The 13,675-nt window shown below is 68.2% G+C and carries 9 protein-coding genes; 4 read left to right on the top strand and 5 right to left on the bottom strand.

Translation table 11 applies throughout. The features are described 5' to 3' along the window. Window positions 1-124 precede the first annotated feature (124 nt). Window positions 125-964, bottom strand: coding sequence for a class I SAM-dependent methyltransferase (locus tag JRI60_RS31460; RefSeq protein ID WP_204219633.1), 840 nt, complete (start codon window positions 962-964; stop codon window positions 125-127). 127 nt (window positions 965-1,091) lie between these two features. Between JRI60_RS31460 and JRI60_RS31465 the strand changes: the two genes are divergently transcribed. The 3 genes from JRI60_RS31465 (at window position 1,092) to ygiD (ending at window position 6,845) form a co-directional block, all read left to right on the top strand. Next, window positions 1,092-3,056 (top strand): PAS domain-containing sensor histidine kinase, encoded by a 1,965-nt coding sequence (locus JRI60_RS31465; RefSeq protein ID WP_204219634.1) that lies wholly within the window; start codon window positions 1,092-1,094, stop codon window positions 3,054-3,056. Between the two features lie 84 nt (window positions 3,057-3,140). Further along, on the top strand, window positions 3,141-5,819 hold the full coding sequence (locus tag JRI60_RS31470) for a hypothetical protein (RefSeq protein ID WP_204219635.1): 2,679 nt from the start codon (window positions 3,141-3,143) through the stop codon (window positions 5,817-5,819). A 96-nt stretch (window positions 5,820-5,915) separates the two neighbouring features. Further along, a complete protein-coding gene (ygiD, locus tag JRI60_RS31475) occupies window positions 5,916-6,845 on the top strand; it encodes a 4,5-DOPA dioxygenase extradiol (protein WP_239469818.1) in 930 nt (309 codons plus the stop codon). Between the two features lie 26 nt (window positions 6,846-6,871). On the opposite strand, the gene JRI60_RS31480 is transcribed toward ygiD, so the two are convergent. The 3 genes from JRI60_RS31480 to JRI60_RS31490 are packed head-to-tail and all read right to left on the bottom strand — an operon-like array spanning window position 6,872 to window position 10,969. Further along, window positions 6,872-7,765 (bottom strand): LysR family transcriptional regulator, encoded by an 894-nt coding sequence (locus JRI60_RS31480; RefSeq protein WP_204219636.1) that lies wholly within the window; start codon window positions 7,763-7,765, stop codon window positions 6,872-6,874. A 17-nt stretch (window positions 7,766-7,782) separates the two neighbouring features. Further along, window positions 7,783-9,765: an ATP-binding protein gene (locus tag JRI60_RS31485; protein WP_204219637.1), complete on the bottom strand. Its 1,983-nt coding sequence runs from the start codon at window positions 9,763-9,765 to the stop codon at window positions 7,783-7,785. A 4-nt stretch (window positions 9,766-9,769) separates the two neighbouring features. Then, on the bottom strand, window positions 9,770-10,969 hold the full coding sequence (locus tag JRI60_RS31490; protein WP_204219638.1) for an ABC transporter substrate-binding protein: 1,200 nt from the start codon (window positions 10,967-10,969) through the stop codon (window positions 9,770-9,772). A 282-nt stretch (window positions 10,970-11,251) separates the two neighbouring features. On the opposite strand from JRI60_RS31490, the gene JRI60_RS31495 reads away from it, so the two are divergent. Beyond that, window positions 11,252-12,295, top strand: a complete 1,044-nt coding sequence (locus tag JRI60_RS31495; RefSeq protein ID WP_239469819.1) for a hypothetical protein — start codon at window positions 11,252-11,254, stop codon at window positions 12,293-12,295. A 3-nt stretch (window positions 12,296-12,298) separates the two neighbouring features. On the opposite strand, the gene JRI60_RS31500 is transcribed toward JRI60_RS31495, so the two are convergent. After that, window positions 12,299-13,360: an alpha/beta hydrolase gene (locus JRI60_RS31500; RefSeq protein ID WP_204219639.1), complete on the bottom strand. Its 1,062-nt coding sequence runs from the start codon at window positions 13,358-13,360 to the stop codon at window positions 12,299-12,301. Between the last annotated feature and the right edge of the window lie 315 nt (window positions 13,361-13,675).

Here is a 13,675-nt window from a genome sequence, read left to right on the forward strand (position 1 = left end):
CTCCTCCTATTCCCAGCCTACTTGCCCGCTCGCTTTTCGATCTCGGCGCGCAGGCGCTCCTCTTGCGCGCGGAGTTCGGGGGTGAACCCTGCAGCACGACCTCCCATGCAGCCGAGTCATCGGCTCACCTCCTCGCGACGACGAGCCACGTCACCCCACCGAGCAAGACCTTCCCTCCGGTCCGATATTGCTCGCATTCGCGGGCGACATCCGCCTCCCACGTGCGCTGTGCCTCCGGCGGCAGTCCCTCCACGACCTTGGCCACGGGGCCCCCGAGCTCTCGAATCCAGCGCACGACCCCCGCCCCATCCTCTGCTTCCATCACGGGGACATGCATGGACTCGACGTGCTCCATCTCGAACCCGCTGCGCGTCAGCAGCGGGCGCAGGTATTCGGGATCGGAGAAGCGGAACACGCCCGGGGCATCGGGCTCGACGGGGGGAAACCGATGGAATGGCGCCAGGGTCCTGCGCGGCAGCGACCAGTACTCGACCTGCCCGGGCCCCGCCCAGCATGCGCACACCAGGCGTCCGGAGGGACGGAGCGCCCGCCACAGCCGTTCGAGCGCCAGCTCGGGCCGGGCCATGTACATCAATCCCCAACGTACGGTCGCCGCATCGAAGGACTGCTCCGGCACCTCGAGCGTCTCCGCATCCCCGGTACGAAACTCGATGTTCGAGAGGGCCTGGGCTCGTGCCTTCTCCCGTGCGGCCTCCAGCATGCCGCCAGCCACGTCCGTTCCCAGCACGGAGCCGGAGGAGCCCACCCGTTGCGCGGCGCGGAGGGAAGGCTCGCCCATCCCCGAAGCCACATCGAGCACCCTCATTCCCGGCCGAAGGCAGGCCAGGTCGAGCATCCGCTCGCTGACGGACGCCGTGAGGCGGGACTCCATCTCGTCGTACCGGCGGATGACGGTGGTGCGCTCGGCCCACCAGTTCTGCGGCGGCGGTCTCTGGGATGTCATGTCTGAAATATAGGAGGGGGGTGCAGGGGCCGTGCTACCGGACTTCTCCTCGAGAGAAGCCGGCGTCGTCCATTTCGTTCGAGTTGCAAGAGAAATCTCAATCACCCTCCAGTACACTGTTCGCTCCATGACAGTGACGGCGGACCCGCGCATCTCGACATTCCTCCTGCGACTGGCCCCTGTCACGGCCAGCCTCAGCGTCCTCGTCGGCACCGTCGTGCTGGTGGGCGGCTGGTGCTTCGGCGTCGAGGCGCTGACGGTCCTGGTGCCCGGTCTCCCCGCCATGGTGGCCCTCACCGCGGCGGGGCTCATCCTCACCGGCCTGGCGCTCTGGCTGCTGAGTCCCCTCCCCCCGGTTCCACGCCAGCGCGCGGTGGGCCGGCTCTGCGCCGCCCTGGCCAGTCTCATCGGCGCGATCACCCTGGCCGAGTACCTCTTCCTCCAGAACTGGCTCAGCCGGCTCTGCGCCTGGCTGACTCCCGCCCAGGACGCGCCGCTGCAGCCCTCGCCCCAGACGGCGCTCGCCTTCCTCCTGCTCGGCCTGGCCCTGCTGCTCATCGACGTGGAGACCCGGCGTGGGCACAGGCCAGCGCAATACCTCACGCTCGTCGTGGCCGCGCTCTCCTGGACGGCGCTGATCGGCTACGGCACCGGCGCTTCCCAACTCCATACGCTGCCGGGTCTGCCCACGAAGATCGGCATGGGCCTGCACACGAGCTCGGTCTTCTTCGCGCTGTGTCTCGGCATCCTCGGGGCCAGGCCCGAGCAGGGACTCATGAGCACCCTCTCGGGAGCGCACGCGGGCAGCTCCATGGTGCGCCGCCTGCTCCCGGTCCTGCTCCTCGGCCCCTGCGTGGTGGGCCACCTGTCCCTGATGGGGACCCGGGCCGGCCTCTACACTCTCACGACGGCCTTCGCCCTCGTCACCGGCATGCTGACCTTCATCGGGCTGCCGTTCATCTGGTCCGCCTCCCGCCGGCTCAACCAGGCCGGTCTCGCGCTCGAGCACGCCTACCGCACCGAGGCGCTCCACCGGGCGTGGCTCATGAGCATCATCGAGCAGATGCCCGATGGGATCCTCATCCTGAACGAGCAGGGACACGTCCTCCTGGCCAATGCGGCCGCCAAGTCGCTCCGCGCCAGGACGTCCGACGGGCTCGAGCCCCCGGGACACCCGCTCCTCTTCGACATGCGGAGCCCCTCCGGACAACCCCTGCCCTCGGGCGCGGGCCCCGTCGTACGGGCTCTGACCCACGGCGAGCCGGAAGCCGGCATCGAGCTGTCACTTCGGACGTGGGATGGGCGAAGTGTCCCGGTGCTGGCGAGCGCGACCCCCATCCAGGGGACCCAGGGGACGCCAGGTGGAGCGGTCGCCATCTTCCGCGACATCTCCCTGCTCAAGGATCTCGAGCGCCAGCGGGAGGAGTGGACCTCGCTGGTTGCCCATGATCTGCGCCAGCCGGTCAGCGTCATCGCCCTCGCGCTCGATGCGCTGCGCCATGACACCCCGGGCGGCCCAGCCGAGGAACAGCAGGAGCCCCTCCAGTGGATCGACACCAGCGTGGGCAGGCTCCGCAGGATGATCGAGGACCTCCTGGATGCCTCGCGCATCGAGGCGCGGCAGCTCCGTCTGGAGCGCCAGCCTGTGTTCTTCTCGGTGCTGGTACACGAGAGCGTCAGGCGGATGGAGGGGCAGTCCGAGGGACGCCCCTTCCGCATCACCGCCGCGGAAGAAGTCCGGACGCTGGTGGACCCGCTGCGCATCGACCAGGTGCTCACCAACCTGCTCTCGAATGCCGTGAAGTACGGCACGCTCCATACTCCCATCGACGTCGAGGTCACCCGCCAGGACGATGAGCTGCGGGTCTCGGTGTCCAACGAGGGGCCTGGGATCGCACCGGAGGATCTGCCTCACCTGTTCCAGCGCTTCCATCGCACGGCGGAGGGCCGCAAGCAGGCGGCGGGCATCGGCCTGGGCCTCTATATCTGCAAGGGGCTCGTCGAAGCGCACGGCGGCCAGCTCTGGGTCGAGAGCGAGCCCGGCCGCAGGACGACCTTCTCCTTCAGCCTGCCGGTGGTGGAGCGGGCGTAACTGGAGAGGGCCCGAGGAAATGGTGGTACGAATGCATGTGCACTCCATCATGCGCAAGCCTTCGCGTCGGCAAGGGAGTCGAGGATGACCCAGTGGCACCCCAAGAAATCGATTGATGAGAAAAAGAAAACGGGTGACGCGGAGCAGCTTCAAATCCTCTGGGCCGTGTACGAATCCGTCGTGAAGTCGCCAGCGGACCCGGCATTGCGCCCCTCCCTGGAAGAGCTGTCCACGGATCTGACGAAGTTCGCGGATCGAACGACGATGTCCGCGAGGACGTCGGCAATGGTTGGGGATTACAAGGCATTGAAGAATGCCCGCAAGATGCTGGAGCAGATCTCCAGCGCCCTGAATGGGGGGTATCACCAGTTCCTCGTGAATCTGGCTTGCTTCAACTTCAGGACGGCCATGGGGGGGCGAGCGAGAAAAGCCACATCCGTGTTGCGGAAGGGTTCGGACGACCATTACTCACGCCCGTTCGAGGACGAGGTCCCTCTGTATGTCAGCTTCTTGCTGGCGAATGTCCCGAACGTGTCGTCGACGTCGAGCACCCAGCCGGAGACCCTCACGCTCGAACCCCAAGGGGGGTACATTCTTCCGACCCGTTTCACGGCGACGTTTCCGCTCTCCTTGAGAGGGAGCGAAGGCAGTCCCATGATCATGAGGAATCCCCGGGTTCCCAACCGGGGGCTGAGTGCGCCCACCATCAAGTACGCGTTCATGGGCTCGTTCGGGTTCTCCGAACCTGGCTATTGCACGTGGGACGAGTCTCCAGGCGTGCACGAGTCCGCCGGCACGCGTCTGTCTTTGGGCGCATACTCGCTGGATCCGCAATACCTGACGCATGTGCTGTCCCTGGTTCGCGGATTGAATCCGGAGGCCAAGGAGCTCTACAGGCAGTACGGCAGCGTCGGAGAGCGACACCTCAGGGCCCTGCTCGGCAAGTTCGGAGGGAATGCGGGCCCCCGGCTCGCCATCGCCTGGATCAACCAGATGGCGGATGTCGCGAGCGCGTTGATCCAGAGGGCTTCGTACGGCCACACGGAGTCGCAGCCGTCCCCCTTGGAGGAGTTCTTCAAGAAGATACAAGAGAAGATCGACGGGCGGAGGAAGAAGCTCGCGCAGATCCAGGCCAACCTGGTGGAGAAGGAAGGGATTGGAGCTGCCTCGAAGACCACCCTGTTCGAGTATCTGTGGGTGTTCGAATCAACCCTGTGGGAGTTCGCCTTCCTGGGCGCGAGCTGCCTGTCGATGGACACGATCGCCAGAACCCTCCAGGGAGTCTTCAGCGATTGGACGCCGACGGTCGGTCTCTCCGAGGACAACCTCGTGGAGACCCTGTCGGTCAACGGGACGAGATTTCAAAGGCTCTACTTCCCGTCGGGCACGGCCGCGGCCAATACCGTGTATGACGCCTTGTGGGCTCTCGGCTTCGGGCCATTCACGCTCAAGGTGGACCCCAAGAAGCTCTCCACCTTCACCCCCTACTTCGAGTTCTACCAGAACACCACCTCCATCCTCCACCCGACGGAAGTCGGAATCAAAGCCAGGAGCAGGAACCCCAAGTGCGAAGCCGCGCAGGTCTGGCTGAACCTCTCGGACGGGCTCCACTCGGAGCTGCTGGACGAGCGTCGGGCCAGGCACGACGTCGCGGAGGTGATCGCCCAGATGGCGTCGCAGTACGTCCAGGAGTTGTACAACCAGAAGCTTCACTGCTGCGTGACCGATGGCCAGGGCCTCACCATCAATTACGAAAAGGTATGCCTCGTCATCGACTACACGAAGTTCGCCGGGGATATGCCCAATGGCCGGCTGTATCCCATCCTCGAGAAGCTCCGCGACCTCTTGCTGGACCTTCGAAAGAAGGAGCCCGAGGTAGTCGATGTCGTCTTCCTGCGCTCGAATCTGAAATACAACACGGGCTCCCTGGACAGGTACCAGTCGGGAGAGATTCTCGTGGGCCCGGGCAGCCACGGACAAGGGCTCTCCAAAAGTCTATCCAACCTCGCACCGGACTCATTCTCGAGTGATAGCGAGTGGAGCCTGCGGGGGGATTACATTCCCCTCATGAAGAAGATGTACCTGTTGTCCGACGCCGTCGGCTTCGGACGCTGGAGGGAGTACTCCAAGCTGTGGCCGGGCGGCGTCTTCCGGCCGCGCCCGCTCGACGTCAAGCTCGCCGCGTCGAGGGTCGAGATCGTCATCCTCGTCGACTACACCCTCTCGCCCATCTTCACGCATCTCATCAGGGAACTCTCGGATGGGAAGTACCAGAAGGATTTGCCCGAGAAGGTGAAGAGCGCCATCCGCGATTACTGGAAACGGATCGTCCAGGACAAAGTCGCTCTCGAGGAGCACTACGACGTCGAGTCGAAGGTGCTCGAGGTCACCGGTTACCTCGAAAGGGAGCTGAGCCAGATCATCGATATGTTGACCGACGCCGTCCAACGAATCCCCAAGTCGTACGTCGGGACGTCGAGGCAGCCTCTTGGTCAGTACGTACAGCGGATGGTGAGCGCCAGGGAGAAGATGGCGTCGCTCCAGGTTGGCGAGGACTCCGGACTCGCGGACACGCGTTGCTGTCGCTGCAAGAAGGCGCGTGGAGGGGTCTCCTCGAGGGAAGCGAAGTGGCACGTCTGCACGAAGTGCGGTGCCAACTTCTGCCCCACCTGCGGCTCCATGCTCCCGCTCCGCCGCTTCCAGTCCCAGGTGGCGCGCGCGTGCTCCTCATCCTCGTGCAAGGGTCCAACGAGGTTCGCTTGAGCGTGCCGCCCCCCGGCCCGTTTGTTCCACCCCGGGAACGGTGATTTGCCCGGCGGGGCTCTAGTGGAATGACGGCCCGCCGCGCATGCTCTCTCTATGTCTTCGTACCGACCCGACAGGCGCAGCATCCTCAAGGCCGCTGCGTTCGGCGTCGCCTCGACCCTGCCACTGCTGGGGTGCCGCGATCCGGCTCGCTCCGCGCGCTCGCCCCAGGAGGGAACTTCCACCATGACCGCCACCTCCTCCGAGCAACGCATGCCGGTGCTCTTCATCGGGCACGGCTCCCCGATGAATGCCATCGAGGACAACACCTGGACCCGCGGCTTCCGCTCGCTCGCCGGGCAGCTGCCCAGGCCCAAGGCCATCCTCTCGATCTCCGCGCACTGGTTCCTCCCCGGCACCTTCGTCACCGGGAACGAGCACCCGCCCACCATCCACGACTTCGGCGGCTTCCCTCGCGAGCTCTACCAGATGCAGTACCCGGCCCCCGGCAGCGTCGAGCTCGCCCGGCGCGTGGTGAAGCTGCTCGGGCCCTCTCGCGCGTCGGTCCAGGACGACTGGGGCCTCGACCACGGCACCTGGACCGTGCTCCACCACCTGCGCCCCGCGGCGGATGTCCCGGTCGTGCAGCTCAGCATCGACGCGCGGCTCGCTCCCTCCGAGCACCTCGCGCTGGGCCGCGCGCTCTCCGGGCTCCGCGACGAAGGCGTCCTGGTGATGGGCAGCGGCAACGTGACGCACAACCTCCGCCACGCCTTCTCGAGCATGCGCTCGGGCGATATCACCATCCCGAGGTGGGCGGAGAGCTTCGACCAGGACGTGGCCCGGGCGCTCGAGCAGCACGATGGCGCCTTCCTGGCGCGCGTCATCGAGACAGACGCGGGCCAGATGTCGCACCCGAGCATCGACCACTTCCTCCCCCTGCTGTACGCCGCCGGTGCCGCCAATGACCGCGATGCGGTGCGCTTCCCGGTGAGCGGATTCGATCTCGGCTCGCTGTCGATGCGCTCCGTGCTCCTCGGCTGAGGCCGCGGTGGAACCCTCCCGGCGGCTCAGCCTCCGGTGGGGGAAGCCGAGAGCGGCCGCCCGTTGAGGAACTCGAGCAGGAAGTCACGGAAGGCCAACACCTTCCTCGGGACATGCTGGGTTCGCGGGTACAGCATCACCAGGGACGTCGACGGTTGCGTGTAGCGCGGCAGCACGCGGACGAGCTGCCCGGACGTCACGTCCGCCTGGGCGAGGAACGTGGGGAGGGCCGCGATTCCCGAGCCCGCCTTCACCGTCTCGCGGATGAAGAGCATGTCGTCGGCGAGCACGCGCGCATGTTTCTCGGGAAGGCCCAGCTCTCCGAGGAACTTGAGCCCCCGGAACGCGACGAGGTCGTGCTGGGCGAGATCCTCGGGCGCACGGGGCGTCCCCCGGCGGGCGAGGTACATCGGCGAGGCGTAGAGCTGCACGTCGAGCGTCCCGAGCCGCCTGACCCTTAGCGACGAATCCGTCAGCTTCGAGCCCGAGGCGCGCAGCGCGAGATCGAACCCCTCCGCCACCAGATCCACGTTCCGATTCGTCAGGCGGCAGTCGATCCTCACCGAGGCGTAGCGCGCGGTGAAGCGGGCGATGACCTCGGGCAGGAAGGTGGCTCCCATGTCATGCGGCGCGGTGAGCCGAAGCTCGCCAGAGGGGGCCTCCTCCCGCTCGGGCAGGGTCCCGACCGCCTCCTTCAACGAGGCGAGCAGGGGCGCCGTCCGCTCGTACAGCGCGGTCCCGGCGGTGCTCAACGAGACCTGGCGTGTGGTGCGGTGGAGCAGTTGTGTGCCCACCGAGGCCTCGAGGCTCGCCACTCCCCTGCTCACGGAGGACTTGGGCAGCCCGAGCTTGCGGGCCGCCTTCGAGAAGCTGCCGGTCTCCGCGACGGCCACGAAGAGGCCGAGGAGGTTCAAATCCATGTCAGTACCGTCTGGCCTCACTTCGGATTCCGCCCCTCATCGCCCGGATCCTCCCCCACCGGCAACTCCACCGTGAACGTGGAGCCCTCTCCCGGGTGGCTCTCGACGGAGATGGTCCCTCCATGGGCCTCCACCAGCCACCTCGCCAGGTAGAGCCCGAGCCCCAGCCCGCCATAGTTCCACTCCGGTACCCCGCGGCCGAAGCGCTCGAAGATGCGCGCCCGCTCGCTCTCTGGCATGCCGATGCCGCGATCCTTCACCACCAGGAGCACCGAGCCGTTCCGCGGTGTCACGCGCACGTCGATGGGCTGGCCCTGGCCGAACTTCAGCGCGTTGTGCATCAGGCCCGTCACCACCTGCTCCATCCGGCGCGCGTCCCACCAGCCCACGGCCGCGGTCGCCAGCTCACGCCGTACCTCGGAGCCACAGTTCGCTGCCTGCTGCCGCATCCCGTCGAGCACGCCCGCGACCAACCCTCCCAGGTCCACCCGCTGACAGCGCAGCTCCAACGGGTGGCCCGCGCTGAGGTTGGACACATCCAGGAGCTGATCCACCAGCCGCCCCAACCGCTTCGTCTGCTGCTCGGCGGCGGCCACCTCGTCCAGCACCCAGGCGGGCTCCAGGGGAGCGGCACTCCGGCCGCGGCGCAGCAGGCCCTGCACGCGCAGCTGCAGCGGCAGCAGCGGGGTGCGCAGCTCGTGCGCGGCCACGGAGAGGAAGACCTCGCGCAGGCGGATGGCCTGCTCCGCCTGCCGGTACAGCCGCGCATTGTCGATGGCGATGGCGGCGCGGAGCGCCAGCTCCTGGGCCAGGGAGAGCTCGGCGGTCCCGTAGCGCTCCGGCGTGGACGACACGAGCGAGATGGAGCCCAACGTGTGCCCGCGGGCCACCAGCGGAACCACCAGCAGGCTCTGGATGCCGAGCGCCCGCGCCAGTTGGAAGTGCTCGTCATTCGCGCACATGGCGCGCAGCCGCTCATCGGTGACGTGGGGCTCCAGCATCGGCTCGCCGCTGCGCACGACACGAGACTGAGGGGACGTCGAGCCAGGCCTGGGAGGAAAGCGGCGCCGCAGCTCATCGAGCAGGGGCTGCTTCGCCGCGTCCACGTGCGCTCCGCGCACCCGTCGCACCTCTCCGCCCTCCTCCAGGTCGATGACGCACCAGTCGGAGAGCCTCCCCACGCACAGCGAGGCCACGCGCGACAGCACCGTCTCCAGATCGAGCGAGGTGAGGAGGACCTCGCCGGCCTCGGCCAGGAAGGCGCTGGCGGCCTCGGAACGCTGGCGCTCGTCCAGCTCCTGGCGCAGCGACTCGCGCATCTCGTTGATGGCCGAGCACACCTCGTCGAGCTCGTCGTTGAGGGTACTTTCCGAGGCCCTGCGTTGCAGCACCAGGGGCGAGTCCAGGTGCTCCGGGCTCAGCCCGCGTGTGTAGGCGGCCATGGTGGCCAGGTGCTGCGTCACCAGGCGCTGGACGATGAAGAGGACGAACAGGGCGATGAGGAACGTCTTGGCCGCCTGTGTGGCGAGGATGACGAGCACCCGGTCCCACAGGCGCGCGTAGATGCCGTCCAGGGTGGCGCGCACCCGGAGCGTGCCCAGGTAGAGCTGCTCGTGATAGAGCGGGATGGAGCGCTCCACCACCTTCTCCGGACGGGGCGGGCTGCCCGCCACGTACTGGGTGCCCAGGGCGCTGTCCACCTGGGCCTGGGCGATGTCCGGCAGGGTGGTAATCCCCTCGAGCTCAATGCGCAGCGGGGCCTCGTCGAGCGACCAGAGGCTCTGGGCGATGCTCTGGGCATGGCTGGAGCGGATCTGCTCCAACCGCTCCTCCAGGGCGTGGACCTCGCGCTGGTAGTCCGCGAAGAGCTGCACCGTGGTGCCGGCCAGGCTGACGACGGCGCTGAAGAGCATGATGGCGACGAGCAGCCGACGGCCCAGCCGGTTGTCGGGACTCAGCCACCACCCGGTCAAAGACGACCCGGAGCGGGCGGAGGCCACGGCCTCAGGGTTGCCGCTCGAGGGGGACTGGGCGCGTGAATCCATACAACTCCAGGAGATTGCCCGGGAGGCGGAGGTGCCGCTGCGCGAACAGGGCTCGGAGAGAGAAGTCGTAGTGCGTCAGCGCGGGGTTGGCCGCCTTGGAGAAGGCACGGAAGTCGATTGCTTCCCAGTCACCCTCGCCGAGGAAGCGGAGGACGGTGTCCACGTTGTCACGTGAGACGGGGGCCATCGTCGTGCGCCAGTCGAGCCCCTCGGAAGCGAAATCGCGTCCCTGGTGGTAGTCGTGGAGCAGCACCAGCACCCACGCGCCCTCGAGGAAATGGCCGCCGAGCGTCGTCACCATGAGGCCCTCGCGCACGGCCTCGAGGGCGCCGGGTGTCCAGTCCATGCCACCCACCCAGACGTCCTGCCCCGGGTGACGTCCGGCGTCCTCCACGGCATGCAGGGAGGCTCGCGCCATGTTGTCGTTGGCGGCCCAGATGACCTGCAGCTCCGGGTAGCGGCGCAGCAGCAGCCGCGTCTTGCGCAGGGCCACGTCCTCATCCCAGGAAGCCGAGACCCCCTGGAGGAGCACGGCACCGTCCCACTCGGACACGGCCTGACGCAGCCCCATGGTGCGCCCCAGCGCGGCGGCATCCCCGAGCTGTCCCTCGAGCGCGACGAGTCCCACGGGAGCGCCGGGAGCGCCGGGAGCGCAGCCTCGGGTCGCGGCCTCGAGGATGAGCCGGGCCAGCAACTGGCCGGCGTGTTCCTCGTCCGGCCGCATCTGGCCGAGCCAGTGCGGAAAGTGTCCACGGGGTCCGCCAAAGCGAGCCGTGTCCTCGGGCATCAGGCCGGAGTTGATGACGAAGACGGGAACGCGGTTCCGCTGGGAGAGCTCGAGGAGGCGGCTCCCCACGCCCCGGTGCATCGAGAGGATGACGTAGTCGGGCTTTCCGGGCCCGGTCATCACCTGACGCGCCTGCTCGAGGATCTCCCCGGGCCAGTGGCCGCTGGAGTGGATGGAGAGGTCGATGCCCAGGTCCCCCGCCGCGGCCCGCATGGCGTCCAGAACGAGCCCCCTCCAGGGATTGGCCGGTCCCATGCTGTCGAGGAAGGCCACCCGCATCGGCCTGTCCGCCGGAGCTACCTGGGCCGCCGCGTCTGGCGCGAGGAGCAGCAGAGAGAGGATGAGGACGACGAGCCGCCAGACGACGGGCATGGGCCAGTCCCCCCTTCCGCGCGCGGTGCTGGAAACGAAAGCTACACCGTGCGTCCCATCGTGCGTAGCCCCATCGACCCGTTATCTCGGTGCGTCGAATGCCCGACAGAGCCCGAGCGGGCGGAGGAGTACGGCGCCGGCCCGCCTGAAGCCATTCGCGGCGCCGTATTTCGTACGCCTCAGGGGCAGAACCAGCCGTCCTGCACAGTGAAGACAACGGGGCGGGTCAAACGCATGCGCATCTCTCGTCTGACAGATATTGCCAGCAACCAGGGCCTTCTCATGGAGCGCCCTCCTGCACTGACGCATCCGTTCGGCGCACCGGCCCGCTTCGTGGTAGTGGGGCGCTCGACCATGGACTCCCACCACGGCGCCGTCACGCTTCAGATCAACCTCGCGCCCACCGACCTTCCCCACGCGCGCCACATCCTGCCGCACCAGTTGCGGCAGCTCGCGGCCTCCGTGGACGAGGTGCTGCTCGTGCTGGACCTGCACCGCAGCAAGGGCCATCGCTTCGCGGCGGCGTGGGAGGAGCGCCGCCCGGGGATGGAAGCCCTGCTCGCGGAGCTGTGCGCACGCTACCCGCGGGCGAAGGTGCGCGAGGTGGACTACTCGCCCACCACCGCCTCCGCCATGGCCGAGCGATTCTTCGGCGGAAAGCCCGTTCCCCTGAAGGACTCGCGCGGCGGGCCGTACTACTCGTACGTGTACGGGCTGCACGCGGCGACGCACGATCTCGTCTTCCACCTCGACGCGGACATCCTCCTGGGAGGCGGCTCGCCCACCTGGGTGTCCGAGGCCGTACGGCTGCTGGACTCGCGGCCGGAGCTCCTCTACTGCGCGCCCCACCCCGGCCCTCCCGCGGCCGACGGGCGCCTGCGCATCCACCTGCGCGGTGGCATCGAGCCCGATTCCTCCGTGCCCTCCGGATTCCTGATGCGGCGCTTCAGCACCCGCGTCTTCCTGATGGACCGGCGCAGGCTCCTCGAGCGGCTCGTGCCCCTCAAGCGCAAGCTGGCGCCCCCCATCCATCTGCTGCGGGCTCTGCGCGCGGGCAATCCCCCCTACCGCGAGCCGGAGAACATCCTCACCCGGGCCATGGAGCGTGAAGGTCTGCGGCGGCTCGACTTCCTGGGCCAGTCGCCGGGGCTGTGGAGCCTGCACCCGAAGTGGCGCTCCAAGGAGTTCTACGACGCGCTCCCCGAGGTCATCCGCCGGGTGGAGGCGGGCGACATGCCCGAGGCCCAACGCGGCGACGACGACCTCAACGACAGCCTCGTGGACTGGACGAGCGCCCGGGCCGCCCTGCGCCAGCGCAAGTCCTGACGTTCAGGGCCTCGCACCCCGCTCCCTGTCGAGCAGCCACGAGGCGATGGCCTTCCCGCACGTCTCGTGGCGGTCGAGGAAGGCGAAGTGGCCGCTGTCCACCTCGACATAGGTGGCGAGGTGGCCGGCGCGTCGCGCGAGCTCGCGCATCAGGCGCGCGGGCATCATGGAGTCGTGCTGGCCCTGGACGAGCAGCACGGGGACACGAGGCGTCGGTGCCTTCGTCGTGGCCCCGGAGATGAGCACGAGTCCCCGGAGCTCCAGCCCGGGATGCGCGGCCCGCCCGGCCAGCACGCTCGCGCCCACCCCTCCATTGGAGAGGCCCCCGAGGTACACCCGCCGGACTCCGCGCCGCGCGAGCCATGCGTAGGTGCGCTCGAGGGTCTCCTCTCCCTGGCGCGACCACCAGTCCCCCATCGGCCCCACCGAGGGACAGACGGTGAGCGCGGAGATGGCTCGGGCCGCGCGCGCCATCTCCCAGCAGTACACGGCGAAGTTCCCCGTGTAGCCGTGGAGCATCACCACGGCGACCTCGGGCGAGGCCCCGCCCTCGGGAGGGATGACGAGGGTGTCGAAGGACTCGGGCGACTGGAGCCCCAGCCACGTCGCGATGGCGGGCGTGGCCACCGGCCCCTCGGCCTCGCGCAACCGGGCGAAGGCCGACTCGAGCGCGGGGATGAAGTCGCGCGTGTCCGAGCGGGGAAGCCGTCCGGAGAGGAGGAGCACATGCGCCGCCAGGAGCGTTCCATCCCGCTCCTCGACGAGGCGGTTGGTGAGCCGCGTTCCCTCGTCCGGCAGGCGCAGGGTGCGCAGGCCGTTGCCCTCCGCCAGCACGAGCCGCGCGCCCGCGACGAGCACCAGGAGGCCGAGCCCCACCCGGGTCAGGCCGCGCCACTTCCGCCAGCGCTTCGTGAGGAGCCCCGCCGAGGTGACAACGGCGCCCACCACATACCCCCAGCCCGATGGGGACGCGCCGATGAAGAGGGCCGCCACGACGAGGAAGGCGGAGACCGGGCCGGCGAGGAGGCCGAGGAAGAACGCGAGCCGTGAGGCCGAGGTGTCCATGTCGCCACTGTGGAGCACCCACCGGGCCCGGAGCGCCGCGCCTGGGTGAGTGGCCCCAAAGAGGTGCTGGACGGTCGGAGGCCATGCTCGAGGGCTCACGCCCGTGCCTTGCGCCGCACTTCAAAGAAGAACAGGCCCTGTCCGAGTTCAGGACACCCTGACGAGTCCATCGAACCCCGCGTGATGACTGGAGAACCATCACCCACATGTCACGACTCTTTACGCATCCACGCCTCGGAGGTGGAGCATGGATGCTCCACTTTGGCCGCATCGCCGCTGTAACCCTTCATTTCCACGAAATCGAGAAACTGGCCC

The sequence above is a fragment of the Archangium violaceum genome (genome assembly GCF_016887565.1).
GTDB lineage: Bacteria > Myxococcota > Myxococcia > Myxococcales > Myxococcaceae > Archangium > Archangium violaceum_B.